Source organism: Kluyvera chengduensis, from assembly GCF_044197065.1.
GTDB classification, from domain to species: Bacteria; Pseudomonadota; Gammaproteobacteria; order Enterobacterales; family Enterobacteriaceae; genus Kluyvera; species Kluyvera ascorbata_C.
The window spans coordinates 95,702-117,799 of the sequence record NZ_JBIQOI010000006.1; the positions used below are offsets into that span (position 1 = coordinate 95,702).

21 protein-coding genes, 1 pseudogene and 1 other annotated feature are annotated in these 22,098 nt (G+C 54.2%); of the genes and pseudogenes, 15 read left to right on the forward strand and 7 right to left on the reverse strand.

Going from position 1 to position 22,098, the window contains the following annotated elements; genetic code table 11:
• Positions 1-19: 19 nt before the first annotated feature.
• Complete coding sequence (gene creA / locus ACH1XZ_RS16030) at positions 20-511, forward strand: protein CreA (protein WP_395596361.1); 492 nt, start codon at positions 20-22, stop codon at positions 509-511.
• A gap of 39 nt (positions 512-550) precedes the next feature.
• On the opposite strand, the gene arcA is transcribed toward creA, so the two are convergent.
• A complete protein-coding gene (arcA, locus tag ACH1XZ_RS16035; protein WP_015966004.1) occupies positions 551-1,267 on the reverse strand; it encodes a two-component system response regulator ArcA in 717 nt (238 codons plus the stop codon).
• 96 nt (positions 1,268-1,363) lie between these two features.
• Here arcA and yjjY point away from each other — a divergent pair.
• The 7 genes and pseudogenes from yjjY (at position 1,364) to ACH1XZ_RS16070 (ending at position 8,170) form a co-directional block, all read left to right on the forward strand.
• Positions 1,364-1,505: pseudogene (yjjY, locus tag ACH1XZ_RS16040) on the forward strand (YjjY family protein).
• A gap of 400 nt (positions 1,506-1,905) precedes the next feature.
• On the forward strand, positions 1,906-2,592 hold the full coding sequence (locus tag ACH1XZ_RS16045) for a tRNA/rRNA methyltransferase (protein WP_395596362.1): 687 nt from the start codon (positions 1,906-1,908) through the stop codon (positions 2,590-2,592).
• Positions 2,593-2,797: 205 nt separating this feature from the next.
• Positions 2,798-2,866 (forward strand): thr operon leader peptide, encoded by a 69-nt coding sequence (gene thrL, locus ACH1XZ_RS16050; RefSeq protein ID WP_072129079.1) that lies wholly within the window; start codon positions 2,798-2,800, stop codon positions 2,864-2,866.
• Positions 2,805-2,922: a sequence feature (Thr leader region), on the forward strand. It overlaps the preceding gene by 62 nt.
• 24 nt (positions 2,923-2,946) lie before the next feature.
• Entirely contained in the window at positions 2,947-5,409 is a 2,463-nt protein-coding gene (gene thrA, locus ACH1XZ_RS16055; RefSeq protein WP_395596363.1) for a bifunctional aspartate kinase/homoserine dehydrogenase I, read from the forward strand.
• 1 nt (position 5,410) lies between these two features.
• Positions 5,411-6,340, forward strand: coding sequence for a homoserine kinase (gene thrB, locus ACH1XZ_RS16060; RefSeq protein WP_333496050.1), 930 nt, complete (start codon positions 5,411-5,413; stop codon positions 6,338-6,340).
• 3 nt (positions 6,341-6,343) lie between these two features.
• Entirely contained in the window at positions 6,344-7,630 is a 1,287-nt protein-coding gene (gene thrC, locus ACH1XZ_RS16065; protein WP_395596364.1) for a threonine synthase, read from the forward strand.
• Between the two features lie 246 nt (positions 7,631-7,876).
• On the forward strand, positions 7,877-8,170 hold the full coding sequence (locus ACH1XZ_RS16070; RefSeq protein WP_395596365.1) for a DUF2502 domain-containing protein: 294 nt from the start codon (positions 7,877-7,879) through the stop codon (positions 8,168-8,170).
• A gap of 87 nt (positions 8,171-8,257) precedes the next feature.
• On the opposite strand, the gene yaaA is transcribed toward ACH1XZ_RS16070, so the two are convergent.
• Together yaaA and ACH1XZ_RS16080 are read right to left on the reverse strand one after the other, a co-directional pair.
• Positions 8,258-9,031 carry a peroxide stress protein YaaA gene (gene yaaA, locus ACH1XZ_RS16075; RefSeq protein ID WP_395596366.1) on the reverse strand — a complete coding sequence of 258 codons (774 nt, stop codon included), beginning with the start codon at positions 9,029-9,031 and terminating at the stop codon, positions 8,258-8,260.
• A 66-nt stretch (positions 9,032-9,097) separates the two neighbouring features.
• Entirely contained in the window at positions 9,098-10,528 is a 1,431-nt protein-coding gene (locus ACH1XZ_RS16080; protein ID WP_395596367.1) for an alanine/glycine:cation symporter family protein, read from the reverse strand.
• A 252-nt stretch (positions 10,529-10,780) separates the two neighbouring features.
• Here ACH1XZ_RS16080 and tal point away from each other — a divergent pair, with 252 nt between their 5' ends.
• The 3 genes from tal (at position 10,781) to ACH1XZ_RS16095 (ending at position 13,901) form a co-directional block, all read left to right on the forward strand.
• Positions 10,781-11,734, forward strand: a complete 954-nt coding sequence (gene tal / locus ACH1XZ_RS16085) for a transaldolase (protein WP_395596368.1) — start codon at positions 10,781-10,783, stop codon at positions 11,732-11,734.
• Positions 11,735-11,889: 155 nt separating this feature from the next.
• Positions 11,890-12,477, forward strand: a complete 588-nt coding sequence (gene mog / locus ACH1XZ_RS16090; protein ID WP_035896213.1) for a molybdopterin adenylyltransferase — start codon at positions 11,890-11,892, stop codon at positions 12,475-12,477.
• A 125-nt stretch (positions 12,478-12,602) separates the two neighbouring features.
• A complete protein-coding gene (locus ACH1XZ_RS16095; RefSeq protein ID WP_395596369.1) occupies positions 12,603-13,901 on the forward strand; it encodes an MFS transporter in 1,299 nt (432 codons plus the stop codon).
• A gap of 107 nt (positions 13,902-14,008) precedes the next feature.
• Here the strand turns inward: ACH1XZ_RS16095 and satP are convergent, their stop codons facing one another.
• The 3 genes from satP to ACH1XZ_RS16110 all read right to left on the reverse strand — a co-directional run bounded on the left by satP (position 14,009) and on the right by ACH1XZ_RS16110 (position 15,865).
• Positions 14,009-14,575 carry an acetate uptake transporter gene (satP, locus tag ACH1XZ_RS16100; RefSeq protein WP_395596370.1) on the reverse strand — a complete coding sequence of 189 codons (567 nt, stop codon included), beginning with the start codon at positions 14,573-14,575 and terminating at the stop codon, positions 14,009-14,011.
• A 132-nt stretch (positions 14,576-14,707) separates the two neighbouring features.
• Positions 14,708-15,433, reverse strand: coding sequence for an acidic protein MsyB (msyB, locus tag ACH1XZ_RS16105; protein ID WP_395596371.1), 726 nt, complete (start codon positions 15,431-15,433; stop codon positions 14,708-14,710).
• 27 nt (positions 15,434-15,460) lie between these two features.
• Complete coding sequence (locus tag ACH1XZ_RS16110; protein WP_395596372.1) at positions 15,461-15,865, reverse strand: DUF2541 family protein; 405 nt, start codon at positions 15,863-15,865, stop codon at positions 15,461-15,463.
• Between the two features lie 369 nt (positions 15,866-16,234).
• On the opposite strand from ACH1XZ_RS16110, the gene dnaK reads away from it, so the two are divergent.
• The 4 genes from dnaK (at position 16,235) to nhaR (ending at position 21,666) form a co-directional block, all read left to right on the forward strand.
• Positions 16,235-18,157, forward strand: a complete 1,923-nt coding sequence (gene dnaK / locus ACH1XZ_RS16115) for a molecular chaperone DnaK (RefSeq protein WP_395596373.1) — start codon at positions 16,235-16,237, stop codon at positions 18,155-18,157.
• 88 nt (positions 18,158-18,245) lie between these two features.
• On the forward strand, positions 18,246-19,385 hold the full coding sequence (gene dnaJ / locus ACH1XZ_RS16120) for a molecular chaperone DnaJ (protein WP_185668290.1): 1,140 nt from the start codon (positions 18,246-18,248) through the stop codon (positions 19,383-19,385).
• Between the two features lie 173 nt (positions 19,386-19,558).
• A complete protein-coding gene (gene nhaA / locus ACH1XZ_RS16125) occupies positions 19,559-20,728 on the forward strand; it encodes a Na+/H+ antiporter NhaA (protein ID WP_395596374.1) in 1,170 nt (389 codons plus the stop codon).
• Between the two features lie 38 nt (positions 20,729-20,766).
• Positions 20,767-21,666 carry a transcriptional activator NhaR gene (nhaR, locus tag ACH1XZ_RS16130; protein WP_395596375.1) on the forward strand — a complete coding sequence of 300 codons (900 nt, stop codon included), beginning with the start codon at positions 20,767-20,769 and terminating at the stop codon, positions 21,664-21,666.
• A gap of 137 nt (positions 21,667-21,803) precedes the next feature.
• On the opposite strand, the gene rpsT is transcribed toward nhaR, so the two are convergent.
• Positions 21,804-22,067 carry a 30S ribosomal protein S20 gene (rpsT, locus tag ACH1XZ_RS16135; protein ID WP_003018940.1) on the reverse strand — a complete coding sequence of 88 codons (264 nt, stop codon included), beginning with the start codon at positions 22,065-22,067 and terminating at the stop codon, positions 21,804-21,806.
• Positions 22,068-22,098: the final 31 nt, after the last annotated feature.

The window sequence follows — 22,098 nt, forward strand, 5'->3', positions numbered from 1 at the left end:
CAACGAAAATGGTAACAATATGAAATACAAGAAATTAATGGCTGGCCTGTTACTAGGTGTCTCCAGCCTGGGCGCTCACGCTGAGCAGATTGGTTCTGTTGATACGGTTTTCAAAATGTTTGGCCCCGATCATAAAATTGTGGTGGAAGCTTTTGACGATCCGGATGTCAAAAACGTGACCTGCTATGTCAGCCGTGCCAAGACCGGTGGCATTAAAGGCGGGTTAGGTCTGGCGGAAGATACTTCCGATGCCGCCATCTCCTGCCAGCAGGTTGGGCCGGTGGAGCTGAGCGATAAAATTAAGAACGGCAAAGCGGAAGGTGAGGTGGTCTTTAAGAAACGCACGTCGCTGGTGTTTAAATCACTGCAGGTCGTACGTTTCTACGATGCAAAACGTAACACGCTGGCCTACCTTGCCTATTCCGACAAGGTGGTTGATGGGTCGCCGAAAAATGCGATTAGCGCCGTACCTATCATGCCGTGGGCTGAAGCACCGGCAGCGGCAAAATAGAGGCAAAAAAAACGGCGCTGTAAGCGCCGTTTTGTTGTCTTATTCCTGCAGCTCGCCACAGAAGCGGTAACCTTCGCCGTGGATAGTGGCGATGATTTCCGGGGTATCCGGCGTAGACTCGAAATGCTTACGGATGCGACGAATGGTGACGTCAACCGTACGGTCGTGTGGCTTAAGCTCACGGCCGGTCATTTTCTTCAGCAGTTCAGCACGAGACTGAATTTTACCTGGGTTTTCGCAGAAGTGCAGCATCGCGCGGAACTCGCTACGTGGCAGCTTGTACTGCTCACCGTTCGGGCTCACCAGAGAGCGGCTGTTGATGTCCAGTTCCCAGCCGTTGAACTTGTAGCTTTCAACGCTACGACGTTCTTCACTGACGGTACCCAGGTTCATGGTACGGGACAGCAGGTTGCGCGCACGGATGGTCAGTTCGCGTGGGTTGAACGGTTTGGTGATGTAATCATCTGCACCAATTTCCAGACCGAGGATCTTGTCGACTTCATTGTCGCGACCGGTCAGGAACATCAGAGCGACGTTCGCTTGTTCACGCAGTTCGCGTGCCAGCAGAAGGCCGTTTTTACCTGGCAGGTTGATATCCATGATCACCAGGTTGATGTCATTTTCAGACAGGATCTGATGCATTTCCGCGCCATCGGTCGCTTCGAACACATCGTAGCCTTCTGCTTCGAAAATACTTTTTAACGTGTTGCGTGTTACCAACTCGTCTTCAACGATAAGAATGTGCGGGGTCTGCATGTTTGCTACCTAAATTGCCAACTAAATCGAAACAGGAAGTACCAATAGTCCCTGACCTGCCTGATGCATGTCGAAAATTAACATGATCGGCGTAACATGACTAAAGTACGTAATTGCGTTCTTGATGCACTTTCCATCAACGTCAACAACATCATTAGCTTGGTCGTGGGTACTCTTCCCTCTGGACCCGACAGTGTCAAAAACGGTTGTCATCCTAACCATTTTAACAGCAACATAACAGGTAAAGAGGCACCAGACCGCCAATAAACCTACGCTTCGTTGACATATATCAAGTTCAATTGTAGCACGTTAACAGTTTGGTGAAATCATCGCTCCGGAATGATAACGGCTATCACATTTTTTCCACAACTCAAGTAGTTGCACAGGTTAACTGATAAATACGGTGAATCCAATTGTTATTGTTCTACGGTAATGGAAATAGTTCGTATAAACATAGAGATATGCTACTTCTGTTAACATTACAAATTGATAATTTCGCCCTGAATAGTTTAGCTTTTTTTATATGTTATGAAACATCATTTCAGTGATTTTTGTTGCAATTTTGTAAATTCGCGCTGCGCAATATGTTGAAGTACATCACATTATTGCCCAATAACAGGAAATTAAGAGAACTTTAAATGCGCTTATCTATTGTGCTGGTTTCTCCAGCAAGAGCCGAAAATATCGGTGCTGCTGCCCGAGCAATGAAAACCATGGGATTCCATGATTTACGTATCGTAGACAGCGTCGCGCATCTTGAGCCAGCGACACGATGGGTGGCTCACGGTTCGACCGATATCATTGATGGCATCACGTGTTACCCGACGCTGGCGGAGGCGCTGCACGACGTGGACTTCACTGTTGCTACCACCGCCCGCAGCCGTGCCCGTTTCCACTACTACGCTACGCCGCAGGAATTGCTGCCGATGCTTGAGGAAAAAGCGCAGTGGATGGGGCACGCCGCGCTAGTGTTTGGCCGCGAAGATTCCGGGCTGACCAACGAAGAACTGGCGCTGGCCGATGTGCTGACCGGCGTACCGATGGTGGCAGACTACCCCTCGTTAAACCTGGGGCAGGCGGTGATGGTTTATTGTTATCAGCTCTCCTCGCTGTTACAAACCGCGAACCCGACGGCAACGGAAGGTGACGGGAATCAGCTGATTGCGTTAAGGGCGCGTATCACTGCTTTGCTTGCGCGCCTGGATGTCGCCGGAGATGTAAAAATGGCTGACTGGCTGCAACAACGTATTGGCTTACTAACGCATCGCGATACGGCAATGTTGCATCGTTTGCTGCATGATATTGAAAAAAATATGCCGGAGTAAAATTCTGTCATCGTGTTTACGTATGGTGTTATACCCCAACATTTTGCTTAACTTATGGCTGTTGTGGTGGTTTATCGGTAGTTGTTTGGGCTGATGTGAAGTGGTTGCGGAACGTGACGAAGTTAAAAATTCATTGACTTAGACGGACAGATACTTTAACCAATATAGGTATACAGACAGAGAAATAACAGAGCACACAACATCCATGATTCGCATCAGCAGCATTATGACCATTACCACCACCACTATTACCACAGGTAACGGTGCGGGCTGACGCGTACAGGAAACACAAAAAAAAGCCCGCACCTAAACAGTGCGGGCTTTTTTTTCGACTAGTGATCAAGGGGTAAAACCATGCGAGTCTTGAAGTTCGGCGGTACATCAGTGGCAAATGCGGAGCGATTCCTGCGCGTTGCCGATATCCTGGAAAGCAACGCCAGGCAGGGGCAGGTAGCAACCGTGCTCTCTGCCCCGGCAAAAATCACCAACCACCTCGTGGCGATGATTGAAAAAACCATTGGTGGCCAGGATGCGCTGACCAATATCGCCGATGCCGAACGAATCTTTGCTGAACTGCTTCAGGGACTCGCTAACGCCCAGCCCGGCTTTCCGCTCGCCGACCTGAAAGCTGCCGTTGAGCTGGAATTCTCCCAGATTAAACACATCCTGCACGGCATCAGCCTGCTGGGTCAGTGCCCGGACAGCGTCAACGCAGGGCTTATCTGCCGCGGCGAGAAACTGTCGATTGCTATCATGGCTGGCCTGCTGAGCGCTCGCGGCCATAAGGTGACCGTGATTAATCCGGTCGAAAAACTGCTGGCCGTTGGCCACTACCTTGAATCTACTGTCGATATTGCTGAATCTACTCGTCGTATCGTGGCAAGCCAGATCCCATCCGATCACATGGTGCTGATGGCTGGCTTTACCGCCGGCAACGAGAAGGGCGAGCTGGTAGTGCTGGGGCGTAACGGCTCCGACTATTCCGCCGCCGTGCTGGCCGCCTGTTTGCGCGCCGACTGTTGTGAAATCTGGACCGATGTCGACGGTGTTTACACCTGCGACCCACGCCAGGTACCGGATGCGCGGCTGCTGAAGAGCATGTCGTATCAGGAAGCGATGGAGCTCTCCTACTTCGGCGCCAAAGTTCTTCACCCTCGCACTATTGCCCCAATCGCCCAGTTCCAGATCCCTTGTCTGATTAAAAATACCGGTAATCCTCAAGCACCCGGTACGCTTATCGGTGCCAGCAGCGATGATGACTCACTGCCAGTGAAGGGGATCTCTAACCTTAACAACATGGCGATGTTCAACGTCTCTGGCCCTGGCATGAAGGGCATGGTTGGCATGGCGGCGCGCGTGTTTGCGACCATGTCTCGCGCCGGGATCTCGGTGGTCCTGATTACCCAATCTTCTTCCGAATACAGCATCAGCTTCTGCGTGCCGCAGAGCGACTGTGCGCGGGCGAAGAAAGCGATGGAAGATGAGTTCTATCTGGAGCTGAAAGAAGAGCTGCTGGAACCGCTGGCCATCATGGAGCGTCTGGCGATCATCTCCGTGGTGGGCGACGGTATGCGCACGCTGCGCGGCATCTCGGCGAAATTCTTCGCCGCGCTGGCTCGCGCCAATATCAATATCGTGGCGATTGCCCAGGGCTCGTCCGAGCGCTCTATCTCCGTCGTAGTGAATAACGACGATGCGACGACCGGCGTGCGCGTGACTCATCAGATGCTGTTTAACACCGATCAGGTGATTGAAGTGTTCCTGGTGGGCGTGGGTGGCGTCGGTGGCGCGTTGCTTGAGCAAATCAAACGCCAGCAGGCATGGCTGAAGAAAAAACATATCGACCTGCGCGTGTGCGGTGTGGCGAACTCCCGTGCGCTGCTCACCAGCGTGCATGGCCTGAATCTTGAAAACTGGGAAGCCGAACTGGCAGAAGCCAAAGAACCGTTCAACCTGGGACGCCTGATTCGCCTGGTGAAAGAGTATCACCTGCTGAACCCTGTCATTGTCGACTGTACTTCAAGCCAGGCGGTGGCGGACCAATACGCAGACTTCCTGCGCGAAGGTTTCCACGTGGTGACGCCGAACAAAAAGGCCAACACTTCGTCGATGGATTACTACCATCAACTGCGTCATGCTGCTGGGCTGTCGCGTCGTAAATTCCTCTACGACACCAACGTCGGTGCGGGCCTGCCGGTGATTGAAAACCTGCAAAACCTGCTGAACGCGGGTGATGAACTGCAGCACTTCTCCGGGATTCTTTCGGGTTCACTGTCGTTTATTTTCGGCAAGCTGGATGAGGGCATGAGCCTGTCCGAAGCCACGGCGATGGCACGCGGAATGGGCTATACCGAACCGGACCCGCGTGACGACCTGTCTGGAATGGACGTGGCGCGCAAGCTGCTCATTCTGGCGCGTGAAACCGGACGCCATCTGGAACTCAGTGATATTGTGGTTGAATCCGTACTGCCAGAGCGCTTTGATTCTTCAGGCGATACCGAAAGCTTTATGGCCCGTTTACCGCAACTTGATGATGAATATTCCGCTCGCGTGGCGAAAGCGCGTGATGAAGGCAAAGTGCTGCGCTATGTTGGCAACATCGAAGAAGACGGCGTATGTCGGGTAAAAGTGGCCGCCGTCGATGGTAACGACCCACTGTATAAAATCAAAAATGGCGAGAACGCGCTGGCGTTCTACAGCCGCTACTATCAACCGCTTCCGCTGGTTCTGCGCGGCTATGGCGCAGGCAACGATGTGACGGCAGCAGGGGTATTTGCTGACCTTCTGCGTACGCTGTCATGGAAGTTAGGAGTTTAACATGGTTAAGGTTTATGCCCCGGCTTCCAGTGCCAATATGAGCGTCGGGTTTGATGTACTGGGTGCCGCTGTGACGCCGATTGACGGCAGTCTGCTGGGCGATAACGTATCGGTTGAGGCGGCAGACCGCTTCAGCCTGCAAAATCTGGGGCGCTTTGCGGATAAACTGCCGAGCGACCCGCATGAAAACATCGTCTACCAATGCTGGGAACGCTACTGCCAGGAAATTGGCAAGAACGTGCCGGTAGCGATGACGCTGGAAAAAAATATGCCGATCGGTTCAGGCCTGGGTTCCAGCGCTTGTTCCGTGGTCGCCGCGCTGGTGGCGATGAACGAATTCTGCGGTAAGCCGCTGGATGAAACCCGCATGCTGGCCCTGATGGGCGAGCTGGAAGGGCGGATCTCCGGTAGCGTGCATTACGATAACGTTGCACCGTGCTATCTGGGCGGTATGCAGCTGATGATTGAAGAGAACGACATTATCAGCCAGCAGGTACCGTGCTTCGATGATTGGCTTTGGGTGCTGGCCTACCCGGGGATTAAAGTCTCGACGGCGGAAGCGCGGGCCATTTTGCCTGCCCAGTATCGTCGTCAGGACTGTATTGCCCATGGTCGTCACCTGGCGGGCTTTATTCATGCCTGCTACTCCCGTCAGCCTCAGTTGGCGGCGAAACTGATGAAAGACGTGATTGCTGAGCCGTACCGTACCAAACTGCTGCCGGGCTTCAATGAAGCGCGTCAGGCGGTGGCTGGTATTGGCGCTATTTCCTGCGGTATCTCCGGTTCCGGGCCAACGCTGTTTGCCCTGTGCGATAAAACGGAAACGGCGCAGCGCGTGGCGGACTGGCTCGGCCAGCATTATCTGCAGAATCAAGAAGGCTTTGTTCATATTTGCCGGCTGGACACAGCGGGCGCACGAGTAGTGGGATAACCGATGAAACTCTATAACTTAAAAGATCACAATGAGCAGGTCAGCTTTGCGCAGGCTGTGACTCAAGGGCTTGGCAAACACCAGGGGCTGTTCTTCCCGCATGACCTGCCGGAATTCAACCTGACCGACATTGATGACCTGCTGACCCAGGACTTCGTTACCCGTAGCGCGAAGATCCTCTCCGCGTTCATTGGCGATGAAATCCCGCAGGCTGAGCTGGCGGCGCGTATCGGGAAAGCGTTCACCTTCCCGGCGCCGGTAAACCAGGTACAGGAAGACGTAGGTTGCCTGGAACTGTTCCACGGCCCGACCCTGGCGTTTAAAGACTTCGGCGGCCGTTTTATGGCGCAGATGCTGACCCTTATCGCGGGCGACAAACCGGTAACCATCCTGACCGCAACCTCAGGCGATACCGGCGCGGCCGTGGCGCACGCTTTCTACGGCTTGCCTAACGTTAAAGTGGTTATCCTGTATCCGCGCGGCAAAATCAGCTCGCTGCAGGAAAAACTCTTCTGTACCCTGGGCGGCAACATTGAAACCGTCGCCATTGACGGTGATTTCGATGCCTGCCAGGCGCTGGTTAAACAGGCCTTCGATGATGAAGAACTGAAGGTGGCGCTGGGTCTGAACTCCGCCAACTCTATCAACATCAGCCGCCTGCTGGCGCAGATTTGCTACTACTTTGAAGCGGTCGCGCAGCTGCCGCAAGAAGCGCGCAATCAGTTGGTGATTTCTGTGCCAAGCGGTAACTTTGGCGACCTGACCGCTGGCCTGTTGGCGAAATCGCTGGGTCTGCCGGTGAAACGCTTTATTGCAGCCACCAACGCCAACGACACCGTGCCACGCTTCCTGCAGGACGGCAAATGGGCGCCGAAGGCCACTCAGGCCACCTTGTCTAACGCCATGGATGTGAGCCAGCCGAACAACTGGCCGCGCGTGGAAGAGCTCTTCCGTCGCAAAATCTGGCGTCTGAACGAGCTGGGTTATGCGGCGGTAGATGATGAAACCACCAAAGCGACCATGCGTGAATTGCAGGGGATCGGCTACACCTCTGAGCCGCACGCGGCGATTGCCTATCGCGCACTGCGTGACCAGCTACAGCCTGGCGAGTACGGCCTGTTCCTTGGCACCGCGCATCCAGCGAAGTTTAAAGAGAGCGTTGAAGAGATTCTGGGTGAAACGCTGCCTCTGCCAAAAGCGCTGGCGGACCGCGCCGACCTGCCGCTGTTATCGCATAACCTGCCGGCTGACTATGCTGAGCTGCGTAAGCTGATGATGAACAAGGCGTAAAGTCTCCGTTTCCCCTTTCTAAACGAAGGGGGAAATAGGGAGAAATTATGCAGAGATATGGTAGGGAAAAAGGAGAAATTCCCAATAAATGCGGGTGCTCAGAATATAGGATTGCGGAGAATAACAAGCTGGTATTTACCACAGTAATCTTTATTCATCAGCCATATTGGCGAATGATGAATAAAGGAGTTACCTATGTTAAAACCTGCGATGTTAGCACTAGCAATGCTGTTGGCAGCTCCGGTTATGACACAAGCGGCAGAAATCACTTTGCTGCCCGCTGTAAAGCTGCAAATTGGCGACCAGGACAATCACGGCAATTATTGGGATGGCGGACACTGGCGTGACCATAGCTGGTGGAAGGATCACTATGAATGGCGCGACAACCGCTGGCATGCTCACACGCCACCGCCGCCGCACTATGATAACCATGGTCACGACGATCATCACGGCGATCGTGGGCACGACGATCGTGGACATGGTGACAATCGCGGCCACGGGGACGATCACCGTCCGCTGCCGCCAAATAACCATCGCTAAACAGTAGGCCGGATAAGGCAACGCCGCCATCCTGCAATCGTCGCCGATCTGCCTGATGGCGCTATGCTTATCAGGCCTACTGGTTTATTACTGCTCGTGGCGTTTGAAGACCAGCTCTTCAGCGCTCGAGTTTTCCGCATCGAAGAAATACCCTTCGCTATCGAACCCGGTCAGCTGCTCCGGCTTGCTCAGACGATTTTCAATGATGTATCGGCTCATCAGCCCGCGCGCTTTTTTGGCGTAGAAGCTGATGACCTTGAATTTGCCGTTCTTCTCGTCGAGGAACACTGGTTTAATAATGCGACCTTCAAGCGCCTTCGGTTTCACCGAGCGGAAGTATTCGTCTGAGGCGAGATTAATCACCACGTCGTCGCCCTGTGCTTCTAGCGCTGCGTTCAGCGTTTTAGTGATTTCATCCCCCCAGAACTGGTAGAGATCTTTGCCGCGTGGGTTTTCGAGGCGAATGCCCATTTCCAGACGATAGGGCTGCATCAGATCCAGCGGACGCAGTACGCCGTACAGGCCTGAGAGCATCCGCAGGTGCTGCTGAGCAAAATCGAAGTCCGCCTCGCTGAAGGTTTCCGCCTGCAGTCCGGTATAGACATCGCCCTTAAACGCCAGAATGGCCTGACGCGCGTTATCGGGCGTGAAGTCCGGGTGCCAATCGTGGAAGCGCGTCGCGTTCAGGTCAGCGAGTTTGTCGCTAATGCCCATCAGCGCCTTTATCTGCGGTGCGGAGAGCTTACGCGCTTCGCGGATAAGCTGCTGGGAGTGCTCCAGCAGCGCGGGCTGGGTAAAGCGTTTGGTGGTCAGCTCGCTTTGGTAATCGAGCGTTTTGGCCGGGGAAATCAGAATCAGCATATCCAGTCCTTGCAGAAAATTTCACGCAACTTTAACAAAAAAACGGCGCAAAGTGATCGATTGCTGTCATTGGCGCGGTGGTTGATCCCAACTCTCTGGTGCCAGCTGCTGAGCGATTTCCGGGTAATAATCGGGATCAAATACCGGCGTCACGCCGAGCTTACGCTGGCGCAGATAGTCCAGTGCGATAATGCGCACCACCGGTGAGAGCAACAGAATCGCCGTCAGGTTGGTGATGGCCATCAGCGCCATAATCACATCCGCCATTTGCCAAACCACCGGTAGACTCAGCAGGCTGCCCAACACCACCATCGACAGCGTCGCGATGCGTAGCAGCCAGATTGCCCACGGCTTATCCCAGCGTAGAAAGATCAGGTTGTTCTCGGCGTAGATGTAGTTTGCCACGATGGAGGTGAAGGCGAACAAGATCATCACCACGGCGACAAAGCTGGCACCCCATTCCCCAACCAGCACGCTCATGGCGTGCTGGATAAGCTGAATACCGTCATAGCTGGTGGTTTTCGTGCCATGGCCGGCCAGCAGGACCACCATCGCGCTGGCGCTACAGATAACGATGGTATCAATCAGCACGCCAATCATCTGCACAATGCCCTGCGCCGCCGGATGCGGTGGGAAGGATGCGGCGGCTGCGGCGGCATTAGGCGTTGAGCCCATACCGGCCTCGTTGGAGAACATGCTGCGCTGAAAGCCGCTGGTGATGGCCTGGCTCACGGTGTAGCCAGCGGCACCAGCCGCCGCTTCCTGCCAGCCAAAGGCGCTGCGGATAATCAGATTGACGATGGAAGGCAGCTCGACAATGTGCCACAGGGTGATCAGCAGGCACGTCAGCACCCATAGAATCGCCATAAAGGGTACTAACCACTGGCTCAGACGTGCGGCCCCTTTCAGGCCGCGCATAATCACCAGCAGCGCGAGGATCGCCATGACTCCACCGGTCACGCCGCCAGGTACGTTGAAGGCATACTGCAGCGCGTGCGCCGTGGAGTTGGCCTGAACGGTATTAAAGATTAATCCGTAAGCTGCCAGCAGGAAGAGCGAGAAGAGTACGCCCATCCAGCGCATTCCCAGACCCCGAGACATATACCACGCCGGGCCGCCGCGGAACTGACCTTTGGCATCGCGCTCTTTGTAGAGTTGGGCAAGCGAGCACTCCGCAAAGCTGCTGGCCATACCGATGATGGCTGCGACCCACATCCAGAACACCGCGCCGGGGCCGCCGACGGTTATCGCCAGCGCGACGCCGGCCAGGTTGCCGCTACCAACGCGAGCCGCGAGACTGATACAGAGCACCTGGAAAGAGGTGAGTCCGCCTTCGCGCGGTGTCAGGCTTCTTTTCAGACTTTTGCTAAACTGACGAATGTAGCGAAACTGGATGTAGCCGGTTCTCCAGGTGAACCAAATGCCGCACCCGAGGAGCAGGTAAATCATTACCGAACCCCACAGTATCTCGCTAATAAAAGACAGGAAATCAGGCATTAAACGTCCTCTTGTCTATGCCGAAATTGGTGGCTGTTTACGGGAAGAACACGTTCCTTCGCACGATTCGATTCAGCCAATGTAAGCGTTACCACTTTTTGGGCGAAGAATCTCAACCCGTAAAGTTTGATGCTTCAGTTTATCATACTCTGCGGTCTGGTGATGTCGGCGGTTGCGCTGAGGTCGGGGCGTGATATTATCGAGGCAGACCGGTTACATCCCCCTAACAGCTGTTTAAAGAGAAACACTATCATGACGGATAAATTGACATCTCTGCGTCAGTACACAACCGTAGTGGCTGACACCGGAGACATCGCAGCAATGAAGCTGTATCAGCCTCAGGATGCGACAACCAACCCTTCCCTGATTCTGGGCGCCGCACAGATCCCTGAATACCGCAAACTGATTGACGATGCGGTTGAGTGGGCGCGTAGCCAGAGCAGCGACCGTGCTCAGCAGGTTGTAGATGCAACGGACAAACTGGCCGTAAATATCGGTCTGGAAATTCTGAAACTGGTCCCGGGTCGTATCTCTACTGAAGTTGATGCGCGTCTTTCTTACGACACCGATGCGTCCATCGCGAAAGCGAAACGTCTGATCAAGATGTATAACGATGCGGGTATCAGCAACGATCGTATCCTGATCAAACTGGCTTCTACCTGGCAGGGTATCCGCGCCGCGGAGCAGCTGGAAAAAGAAGGCATCAACTGTAACCTGACGCTGCTGTTCTCCTTCGCGCAGGCCCGTGCTTGTGCTGAAGCTGGCGTGTTCCTGATCTCCCCGTTCGTGGGCCGTATTCTGGATTGGTACAAAGCCAATACCGATAAGAAAGAGTACGCACCAGCGGAAGATCCAGGCGTGGTTTCTGTTAGCGAAATCTACCAGTACTACAAACAGCACGGCTACGAGACTGTTGTTATGGGCGCAAGCTTCCGTAACATCGGCGAGATCGTTGAACTGGCTGGCTGTGACCGCCTGACTATCGCCCCTGCGCTGCTCAAAGAGCTGGCAGAAAGCGAAGGTGCTCTGGAGCGTAAACTCTCCTACACCGGCGAAGTGAAAGCGCGCCCAAGCCGCATCACTGAGTCCGAGTTCCTGTGGCAGCACAACCAGGATCCAATGGCGGTAGATAAACTGGCGGAAGGTATCCGTAAGTTTGCCATCGACCAGGAAAAACTGGAAAAAATGATCGGCGACCTGCTGTAATTCAGCCTGTCTGTCCGACAACAGCCCGCTTCTCTCAAGAGAGCGGGCTGTTTTTTTGCCTATTGACCTGCGTGGATAACCCGTTTGGGGTCTTAGTATTGCCGCCCATTCGCGTGTATTATTCTGCTTAACGCTACGGTTTTAACGGAATAATCATGAACACTTTACGCATTGGCTTAGTTTCTATCTCTGACCGCGCCTCCAGCGGCGTTTATCAGGACAAAGGTATCCCGGCACTGGAAGAGTGGCTGGCGTCAGCGCTGACGACCCCTTTTAAGGTGGAAACTCGCCTGATCCCTGATGAGCAAACCATCATTGAGCAAACCCTGTGTGAGCTGGTGGACGAGATGAGCTGCCACCTGGTGCTGACTACCGGCGGTACCGGTCCGGCGCGGCGCGATGTTACCCCGGATGCGACGCTGGCGATTGCCGACCGCGTGATGCCGGGCTTTGGCGAGCAGATGCGCCAGGTGAGCCTGCACTTTGTCCCGACCGCCATTCTTTCCCGTCAGGTGGGGGTTATCCGCAAGCAGGCGCTGATCCTCAACCTGCCGGGTCAGCCGAAGGCGATTCAGGAGACGCTGGAAGGGGTGAAAGACGCTGATGGTAAGGTGCTGGTGAACGGCATCTTTGCAAGTGTACCGTATTGTGTACAGTTGCTGGAAGGACCTTATATCGAGACCAATAGCGATGTCGTAGCAGCATTTCGCCCTAAGAGCGCGCGTCGCGAGACTTTATCCTGAATGTGATGCTTTTCTGACATAACCTATCATTCCTTTGGAGTGCGATAGGGTTTACGGTATAGTCATTTTTGCTTTACACATATCGTAAACTTATATCAACAGCTCAACTTTGCGAATGGTTTGTTATGTCACATTACACCCGACCTCTGAATCGACAAGATTATAAAACGCTGACGCTGGCGGCCTTAGGTGGTGCGCTGGAGTTTTATGATTTCATCATTTTCGTCTTCTTCGCCGCCGTCGTCGGGGAGCTTTTCTTCCCAGCCGACATCCCTGAGTGGCTGCGCCAGGTGCAGACCTTTGGCATCTTTGCCGCTGGCTATCTGGCTCGCCCGCTGGGTGGCATCATCATGGCGCATTTCGGCGATCTGGTCGGGCGCAAAAAAATGTTCACCCTTAGCATTTTGCTGATGGCGGTGCCGACGCTGGCGATTGGCCTGCTGCCGACCTTTGCCACCGCGGGGCTGGCCGCACCGTTGCTGCTATTGCTGATGCGTATTTTGCAGGGCGCGGCAATCGGCGGGGAAGTGCCGGGGGCGTGGGTATTTGTCGCTGAACATGTGCCTGCGCGCCGCATCGGTATTGCCTGTGGCACGTTGACGGCTGGGCTGACGGTAGGGATCCTGCTGGGCTCGGTAGTGGCAACGCTGATTAACACCCAGCTTTCCGCGCAGGCCATTCATGATGGCGGCTGGCGTATCCCGTTCCTGCTGGGCGGTATTTTCGGCCTGGTGGCGATGTACCTACGTCGCTGGTTGCAGGAAACGCCTATTTTCCTTGAGATGCAGCAGCGCAAAGCGTTGGCGCAAGAGCTGCCGATTAAATCCGTTGTCCTCAAGCACAAGCAGGCGGTGGTGGTCTCGATGCTGCTGACCTGGCTGCTGTCGGCGGGCATCGTGGTGGTTATCCTGATGTCGCCGGTCTGGCTGCAAAAGCAATATGGCTTTGCTCCCGCGCTGACCTTACAGGCCAATAGCGTGGCGACGATTATGCTCTGCGTTGGCTGCCTGTTGGCAGGGCTGATTGTCGATCGTGTGGGGGCCAGCAAAACCTTTATCGTTGGCAGTATCTTGCTCGCCTGCTCAAGCTGGTTCTTCTACCACCTTGCGGGAACGCATCCTGAACAGCTATTCCTGCTCTACGGGCTGGTAGGGCTGTGCGTCGGCGTGGTCGGCGCGGTACCGTACGTGATGGTGCGCGCCTTCCCGGCGGAAGTGCGTTTTACCGGGATTTCTTTCTCCTACAACGTCTCCTACGCCATCTTCGGCGGCCTGACGCCGATTGCCGTCACCATGCTGATGGGCGTATCGCCGATGGCACCAGCCTGGTACGTACTGGCACTGTCGTTGATTGGCCTTGGGCTTGGCATCTGGCTGCGTAAAGAGATTCCCACTGCAAGCCGTAGCCCGGCCACATCAGTGTAAAGGTGAAGCGGGGAGTTTCGTCGATGAAGAGGGTACAAGAATCCCTCGGTAGTTTGCAGACAAAAAAAACGCCGGACATGCCGGCGTTTTTCACGATGACACAAGGATTAGTGCTTTTCACCAATCGGCAGTACGGTGCGACCGAACTGTTCGTTCAGCACTTCACCCATTGCCAGATAAATGGCGCTCGCACCACAGATCAGGCCAACCCAGCCAGCAACGTGGATAACCGCTTCGTTGCCGTTGATATTGCCAATGGCCAGCAGGGCGAACAGAACCGTCAGGCTCAGGAACACGAACTGCAGCATGCGTGCAGCTTTCAGCGTACCGAAGAACATGAACAGCGTGAACACGCCCCACAGGCCCAGGTAAGCGCCGAGGAACTGTGCGTTAGGCGCGTCGGACAGACCCATCTTCGGCAGCAGCAGAATAGCAACCAGCGTCAGCCAGAAAGAGCCGTAAGAGGTGAATGCGGTCAGACCGAAAGTATTCCCTTTTTTGTATTCCAGCAGGCCCGCGAAAATCTGCGCGATACCACCGTAAAAAATACCCATTGCGAGAATAATACCGTCGAAAGCAAAGAAACCCGCATTGTGCAGGTTTAACAGAATGGTGGTCATGCCGAAGCCCATCAGGCCCAGCGGTGCCGGGTTAGCCAACTTAGTGTTGCCCATAATTCCTCAAATCATCATTGAATGGTGAAGTTCTTTCCCCATATACGGGGGCGCGGCATGATAATCATGGTCATACCGGCTGTCTATGATCTGAACGGGGGAAAATGAAATATTTTCTCCCGCAGAGGTCGATTAACCGGCGCGTTGCAGCGCGGCTTTGGCAATAACTCGACGCAGACAGGCAATGCGCAGCACCGCAGGGATGGTCACACGATAAGCGCTTCCGCTGACGGCCTTCACGCCGTTTACCGCTGCGCCCACCGGGCCGCCAAGACCTGCGCCGCGCATCAGGCCGTGACCAATCACGCTGACGGCCGCATGTTTGTGCAGGATATGACTCAGCTGTTCACCCAACAGATGTTCAATACCATGATCAAGACGATGATGGTCGATGAGGTGCGACAGCAGGGCTTCCAGCTCCATGACCTTCAATTCAACGGCGGCATGAAAGCGCGCTTTCTGCTCATCGTTCATGCGCTTCCAGGCGTTGCGAACAAACTGTTCCAGCAGCATTTTTTCGATGGCCGGCGTCGGCATGGCTTTGTCGGCTTTAAGGCCCAGTCGTTTAGCCACATCGCGCAGAATTTCGCGGTACAGCTTGCCGTGACCGCGAATCTGGTTGGCGATACTGTCGCCGCCGAAATGCTGGAACTCACCGGCAATCAGCTGCCAATTGCGACGATGCTGCTCCGGATGTCCGTCCATCGACATATAGAGTTCGTTATGCAGCAGGGTGCTGGACAGGCGACGCTTACCTTTTTCATTGTGGGTCAGCAGTTGTGCAAGGTTGGCCAGTTGCTCTTCGCTACAGTGCTGAAGAAAAACGAGGTCTTCATCATTCAGGTATGAAACTTTCATTGAGGTTATCGCTTCGCAGAGGGCTGGTTAGTCGTCGCCGATGATTTTTAAAGAAGCCATATCGGAAGAGTTCACGGTATGCCCAGAGAAGGTGATTTTGGAAACGCAGCGTTTATTGTCGTTATCGCTGTTGATATTGATCCAATCGGTCGTGCTTCCTTCTTTCAGGGAGGACGGCACGTTCAGGCTCTGGCTGCTGCTGCGTGCGGCCTTGAAGTAGACGGATGCGCCGCTGAGTTCGGCATCACCGCGATCGACGGTCAGCTTGATGCGTTTGACGACACGACAAACCGGCAGCTTAAGCGTCAGATCGCTGGTTTCATTACGGGGTAAAGCAATGACGCCCAGCGTTTTATGATCGTTGGCGTAGGCGGAAGACGCTAGCATCAGGCCGAAAGCCAGGCCCGCAGAGACTTTTAATAATGTTTTCATTTTATTCCTTACCGGATTGACCCTTTAACAACATCAAAGGTAAAGGCGGATTTTATCCCTCTCCGATATGGCTTTCTGCGCTCAATCATTTCAACTTATGACAATAATCAACTGAATATATTGATGTTTTTATATATTTAATTTGAATGATTTGAATCCTGAAGAGGGCAATATGCTCGGACGAAAACCGCACTGAATGAAAAAATTTTACTTTTGCCCCTTGATGGATGACGTTGCGACCCCATCTTGTAGTCAACCGCAGTGAGTGAGTCTGAAAAAAAACGATTCAGGGCAGTTGAAACCGTAGGTTTCGCCCTTATTACAGATTCACAACCACATGTTGACTGAATTTTTAGTGGAGACGTTTAGATGGGTAAAATTATTGGTATCGACCTGGGTACTACCAACTCTTGTGTAGCGATTATGGATGGCACTACCGCTCGCGTTCTGGAGAACGCCGAAGGCGACCGCACCACGCCTTCTATCATTGCTTATACCCAGGATGGTGAAACTCTGGTTGGTCAGCCGGCTAAACGTCAGGCAGTGACAAACCCGCAAAACACCCTGTTTGCGATTAAACGCCTGATTGGCCGCCGCTTCCAGGACGAAGAAGTTCAGCGTGACGTTTCTATCATGCCTTACAAAATTGTTGCCGCAGACAATGGCGACGCATGGCTTGATGTGAAAGGCACCAAAACTGCGCCACCGCAGATCTCTGCTGAAGTGCTGAAGAAAATGAAGAAAACCGCTGAAGATTACCTGGGTGAACCGGTAACCGAAGCTGTTATCACCGTACCTGCCTACTTCAACGATGCTCAGCGTCAGGCAACTAAAGATGCTGGCCGTATCGCAGGTCTGGAAGTCAAACGTATCATCAACGAACCAACCGCAGCTGCACTGGCTTACGGTCTGGATAAAGAAGTCGGCAACCGTACTATCGCGGTATACGACCTCGGTGGTGGTACCTTCGATATTTCCGTTATCGAAATCGACGAAGTTGATGGCGAAAAAACCTTTGAAGTTCTGGCAACCAACGGTGATACCCACCTGGGTGGCGAAGACTTCGATACCCGCCTGATCAACTACCTCGTTGACGAGTTTAAGAAAGATCAGGGCATCGACCTGCGTAACGACCCGCTGGCGATGCAGCGCCTGAAAGAAGCCGCTGAGAAAGCGAAGATTGAACTGTCTTCCGCTCAGCAGACCGACGTGAACCTGCCGTACATCACTGCAGACGCGACCGGTCCTAAACACATGAACATCAAAGTGACCCGTGCGAAACTGGAAAGCCTGGTAGAAGACCTGGTTAACCGTTCTATCGAGCCGCTGAAAGTTGCGCTGCAGGATGCTGGCCTGTCCGTATCCGATATCCAGGACGTTATCCTGGTCGGTGGTCAGACTCGTATGCCAATGGTGCAGAAAAAAGTTGCTGAGTTCTTTGGTAAAGAACCGCGTAAAGACGTTAACCCGGACGAAGCTGTTGCTATCGGCGCAGCAGTTCAGGGCGGCGTTCTGACCGGTGAAGTTAAAGACGTGCTGCTGCTGGACGTTACCCCGCTGTCTCTGGGTATCGAAACCATGGGCGGTGTGATGACTGCGCTCATCAACAAAAACACCACCATTCCAACTAAGCACAGCCAGGTGTTCTCTACCGCTGAAGACAACCAGTCTGCGGTAACCATCCACGTGATTCAGGGTGAACGTAAACGTGCATCCGATAACAAATCACTGGGTCAGTTCAACCTGGACGGTATCAGCCCAGCACCGCGCGGCATGCCGCAGATCGAAGTGACCTTCGATATCGATGCTGATGGTATCCTGCACGTTTCCGCGAAAGACAAAAACAGCGGTAAAGAGCAGAAGATCACCATTAAGGCTTCTTCCGGTCTGAACGAAGAAGAAATTCAGAAAATGGTTCGTGAAGCTGAAGCGAACGCTGAATCTGACCGTAAGTTTGAAGAGCTGGTTCAGACCCGTAACCAGGGCGACCATCTGCTGCACAGCACCCGTAAGCAGGTTGAAGAAGCCGGCGAACAGCTGCCAGCTGATGACAAAACTGCCATCGAGTCTGCGCTGACCGCACTGGAAGCGTCTCTGAAAGGCGAAGACAAAGCGGACATCGAAGCGAAAATGCAGGCGCTGGCACAGGTTTCCCAGAAACTGATGGAAATCGCTCAGCAGCAGCACGCACAGCAGCAGGCGGGTGCCGCAGGCGCTGATGCTTCCGCGAACAATGCGAAAGACGACGACGTTGTTGACGCTGAGTTCGAAGAAGTGAAAGACAAAAAATAATCGCCCTGATGCAGGGTAATTAATCAGCACGGGCGAAGAGGGTTTCCTCTCCGCCCGTGCTCGCATGTTAAGGGGCTGAAAAAAACCAATGGCAAAGCAAGACTATTACGAGATTTTGGGCGTTTCCAAAACAGCGGAAGAGCGTGAAATCAAAAAGGCGTACAAGCGCCTGGCCATGAAATTCCACCCGGACCGCAACCAGGGTGATAAAGAGGCCGAAGCCAAGTTTAAAGAGATCAAAGAAGCGTACGAGATCCTGACCGACGCGCAGAAGCGTGCGGCCTACGATCAGTACGGTCATGCAGCCTTTGAACAGGGCGGCATGGGCGGCGGCGGTGCCGGTGGTTTCGGCGGCGGCGCGGACTTCAGCGATATCTTTGGTGACGTATTCGGCGATATCTTTGGCGGCGGTCGCGGTCGTCAGCGCGCGTCCCGTGGTGCAGATCTGCGCTACAACATGGATCTGACGCTAGAAGAAGCGGTTCGTGGTGTGACCAAAGAGATCCGCATCCCGACGCTGGAAGAGTGCGACATCTGCCACGGCAGCGGTGCTAAAGCGGGCTCACAGCCACAAACCTGTCCAACCTGTCACGGCTCCGGCCAGGTGCAGATGCGTCAGGGCTTCTTCGCCGTACAGCAGACCTGTCCACACTGTCAGGGCCGCGGTACGCTGATTAAAGATCCGTGCAACAAATGCCACGGTCACGGTCGCGTTGAGAAGACTAAAACCCTGTCCGTTAAAATTCCGGCAGGCGTGGACACCGGCGATCGTATTCGTCTGACCGGCGAAGGCGAAGCGGGCGAGCACGGTGCACCGGCAGGCGACCTGTACGTACAGGTCCAGGTGAAGCAGCACGCTATCTTTGAGCGTGAAGGCAACAACCTGTACTGTGAAGTGCCGATCAACTTCTCTATGGCCGCTCTGGGCGGTGAGATTGAAGTTCCGACGCTCGACGGCCGCGTGAAGCTGAAAATTCCAGGCGAAACGCAAACCGGTAAACTGTTCCGTATGCGCGGCAAGGGCGTGAAATCCGTTCGCGGCGGCGTGCAGGGCGACCTGCTGTGTCGCGTGGTGGTAGAAACCCCGGTCGGCCTGAACGAGAAGCAGAAACAGCTGCTGAAAGACCTGCAGGAAAGCTTCGGCGGTCCAACTGGCGAGAACAACAGCCCACGTTCGAAAAGCTTTTTCGACGGCGTGAAGAAGTTCTTTGACGATTTGACCCGTTAACCTTTCGCCCCTCGGGCGAGTGCGGACCAGACAAAAACCCGAAGCCTTCCGCTTCGGGTTTTTTATTGTTCGGCTAAACTGAATTATCATCCAGTTATAATCTGATTTTACCGATCTGTTAGACGCGATAACATGGTTTTATCGATGAATATCTGTTTATAGAGAGAGTAAAAGTGAAGCATCTTCAGCGCTTTTTTAGCAACGATGCCTCAGGTGGCATCATCCTGATTATTGCTGCCGTTCTGGCTATGCTGATGGCCAACATGGGCGCGACCAGCGGCTTGTATCATGCCTTTCTGGAAACGCCGGTGCAGCTGCGCGTGGGCGCATTAGAAATTAACAAGAACATGCTGCTGTGGATTAACGATGCCCTGATGGCGGTGTTTTTCCTGCTGATTGGTCTTGAGGTCAAACGCGAGATGATGCAAGGGTCGCTTGCCACGCGTCGTCAGGCTATTTTCCCGGTAATCGCCGCGCTGGGCGGCATGGTGGTGCCTGCGCTGGTTTACCTGGCGTTTAACGCTCAGGACCCGATTGCGAGCGGCGGCTGGGCGATTCCTGCGGCGACGGATATCGCCTTTGCGCTTGGCGTGCTGGCGCTGCTGGGCAGCCGTGTACCGGCCTCGCTCAAAATCTTCCTGATGGCATTGGCCATCATCGACGATCTGGGTGCCATCGTGATTATCGCGCTGTTCTACACCCATGACTTGTCACTGCTGTCGCTGGCTGTCGCTGCGGCTGCCATTGCGGTGCTGGCGTTACTGAACGTCAGCGGCGTGCGCCGGACCGGTATCTATATTCTGGTGGGTGTGATCCTGTGGACGGCGGTGCTGAAGTCCGGCGTTCATGCCACCCTGGCTGGGGTTATTGTTGGCTTCTTTATCCCGCTGCGCGAGCAGAACGGTAAGTCGCCAGCGAAGCAGCTTGAACACGTGCTGCACCCGTGGGTGGCCTTTATGATCCTGCCGCTGTTTGCCTTTGCCAATGCCGGTGTCTCCCTACAGGGCGTCACGCTCGCCGGGCTGACCTCGCTGCTGCCGCTGGGTATCATCGCGGGTCTGTTTATCGGTAAGCCGCTCGGCGTCAGCCTGTTCTGCTGGTTGGCGCTGAAGCTCAAGCTGGCAAAACTGCCAGAAGGGGCGAACTTCTCGCAGATTATGGCCGTCGGCCTGCTGTGCGGGATTGGCTTCACCATGTCTATCTTCATCGCCAGCCTCGCCTTCGGCAGCGTCGACCCGTCGCTGATTAACTGGGCGAAGCTCGGCATCCTGATTGGCTCGGTGATGTCGGCGGTGGTGGGATACAGTTTATTACGTGCGCGTTTGAAGCCGCAGATGGCCTAAACGCAAGATGAAAATCAAAGGAGAGGGGAGCACAGGGCATGTCGCACATTAATTACAACCACCTTTATTACTTCTGGCATGTCTACAAGGAAGGCTCGGTCGTGGGGGCGGCGGAGGCGCTGTTCCTGACGCCGCAAACCATCACCGGGCAGATCAAGGCGCTGGAAGAACGGTTGCAGGGCAAACTGTTTAAACGTAAAGGGCGCGGTATTGAGCCGAGCGAGCTGGGTGAACTGGTCTTCCGCTATGCGGATAAAATGTTTACCCTAAGCCAGGAGATGCTGGACATTGTTAACTACCGCAAAGAGTCGAACCTGCTGTTCGACGTCGGCGTGGCGGATGCGCTTTCTAAACGGCTGGTCAGTGGCGTGCTGGACGCCGCGGTGGTGGAAGATGAACAGATCCACCTGCGCTGCTTTGAATCGACGCATGAGATGCTGCTGGAGCAGTTGAGCCAGCATAAGCTGGATATGATTATCTCCGATTGCCCGATCGATTCAACGCAGCAAGAAGGGCTGTTCTCGGTGAAAATCGGCGAATGCAGCGTCAGCTTCTGGTGCATGAATCCACCGCCGGAAAAACCGTTCCCGGCTTGCCTGGAGGAGCGTCGGCTGCTGATCCCGGGTCGTCGCTCGATGCTGGGGCGTAAACTGCTGAACTGGTTTAACGTCCAGGGACTGAAGGTTGAGATTCTGGGGGAGTTTGACGATGCCGCGCTGATGAAGGCGTTTGGCGCGGCGCATAACGCCATCTTTGTGGCGCCAACGCTGTACGCGCATGACTTCTATGCCGATAACAATATCGTTGAGATTGGTCGGATGGACAACGTGATGGAAGAGTATCACGCGATCTTTGCCGAACGGATGATTCAGCATCCGGCGGTGCAGCGTATTTGCCATCGCGATTATTCGGCGCTGTTTGCCGAACCATTTAAATAATCAGCCGTACCAGAGGGCCGGTGCTGCATGCGTTTGTAGCCCGGCCAAGAGCAGCCCGCCGGGGAATAACCCAAATTACAGGCATAAAAAAACCCGCATTAAGCGGGTCTTTTTCAAAGCTGATAACAAGCGGGCGATTAAGCCAGTTTGTTGATCTGTGCAGTCAGGTTTGCTTTATGACGTGCAGCTTTGTTTTTGTGGATCAGACCTTTAGCAGCCTGACGGTCCACGATTGGTTGCATTTCGTTAAATGCTTTCAGTGCAGTAGCTTTGTCGCCAGCTTCGATAGCTGCGTATACTTTCTTGATGAAAGTACGCATCATAGAGCGACGGCTAGCGTTGTGTTTGCGAGCCTTTTCAGACTGAACGGCGCGCTTCTTAGCTGATTTGATATTAGCCAAGGCCAACTCCCAAATGTGTTCTATATGGACA

Excerpts from the sequence above, each read along its gene's own strand:
- creA (WP_395596361.1), top strand. The coding sequence starts at position 20 with ATGAAATACAAGAAATTAATGGCTGGCCTGTTACTAGGTGTCTCCAGC.
- arcA (WP_015966004.1), bottom strand. The coding sequence starts at position 1,267 with ATGCAGACCCCGCACATTCTTATCGTTGAAGACGAGTTGGTAACACGC.
- ACH1XZ_RS16045 (WP_395596362.1), top strand. The coding sequence starts at position 1,906 with ATGCGCTTATCTATTGTGCTGGTTTCTCCAGCAAGAGCCGAAAATATC.
- thrA (WP_395596363.1), top strand. The coding sequence starts at position 2,947 with ATGCGAGTCTTGAAGTTCGGCGGTACATCAGTGGCAAATGCGGAGCGA.
- thrB (WP_333496050.1), top strand. The coding sequence starts at position 5,411 with ATGGTTAAGGTTTATGCCCCGGCTTCCAGTGCCAATATGAGCGTCGGG.
- thrC (WP_395596364.1), top strand. The coding sequence starts at position 6,344 with ATGAAACTCTATAACTTAAAAGATCACAATGAGCAGGTCAGCTTTGCG.
- ACH1XZ_RS16070 (WP_395596365.1), top strand. The coding sequence starts at position 7,877 with ATGACACAAGCGGCAGAAATCACTTTGCTGCCCGCTGTAAAGCTGCAA.
- yaaA (WP_395596366.1), bottom strand. The coding sequence starts at position 9,031 with ATGCTGATTCTGATTTCCCCGGCCAAAACGCTCGATTACCAAAGCGAG.
- ACH1XZ_RS16080 (WP_395596367.1), bottom strand. The coding sequence starts at position 10,528 with ATGCCTGATTTCCTGTCTTTTATTAGCGAGATACTGTGGGGTTCGGTA.
- tal (WP_395596368.1), top strand. The coding sequence starts at position 10,781 with ATGACGGATAAATTGACATCTCTGCGTCAGTACACAACCGTAGTGGCT.
- mog (WP_035896213.1), top strand. The coding sequence starts at position 11,890 with ATGAACACTTTACGCATTGGCTTAGTTTCTATCTCTGACCGCGCCTCC.
- ACH1XZ_RS16095 (WP_395596369.1), top strand. The coding sequence starts at position 12,603 with ATGTCACATTACACCCGACCTCTGAATCGACAAGATTATAAAACGCTG.
- satP (WP_395596370.1), bottom strand. The coding sequence starts at position 14,575 with ATGGGCAACACTAAGTTGGCTAACCCGGCACCGCTGGGCCTGATGGGC.
- msyB (WP_395596371.1), bottom strand. The coding sequence starts at position 15,433 with ATGAAAGTTTCATACCTGAATGATGAAGACCTCGTTTTTCTTCAGCAC.
- ACH1XZ_RS16110 (WP_395596372.1), bottom strand. The coding sequence starts at position 15,865 with ATGAAAACATTATTAAAAGTCTCTGCGGGCCTGGCTTTCGGCCTGATG.
- dnaK (WP_395596373.1), top strand. The coding sequence starts at position 16,235 with ATGGGTAAAATTATTGGTATCGACCTGGGTACTACCAACTCTTGTGTA.
- dnaJ (WP_185668290.1), top strand. The coding sequence starts at position 18,246 with ATGGCAAAGCAAGACTATTACGAGATTTTGGGCGTTTCCAAAACAGCG.
- nhaR (WP_395596375.1), top strand. The coding sequence starts at position 20,767 with ATGTCGCACATTAATTACAACCACCTTTATTACTTCTGGCATGTCTAC.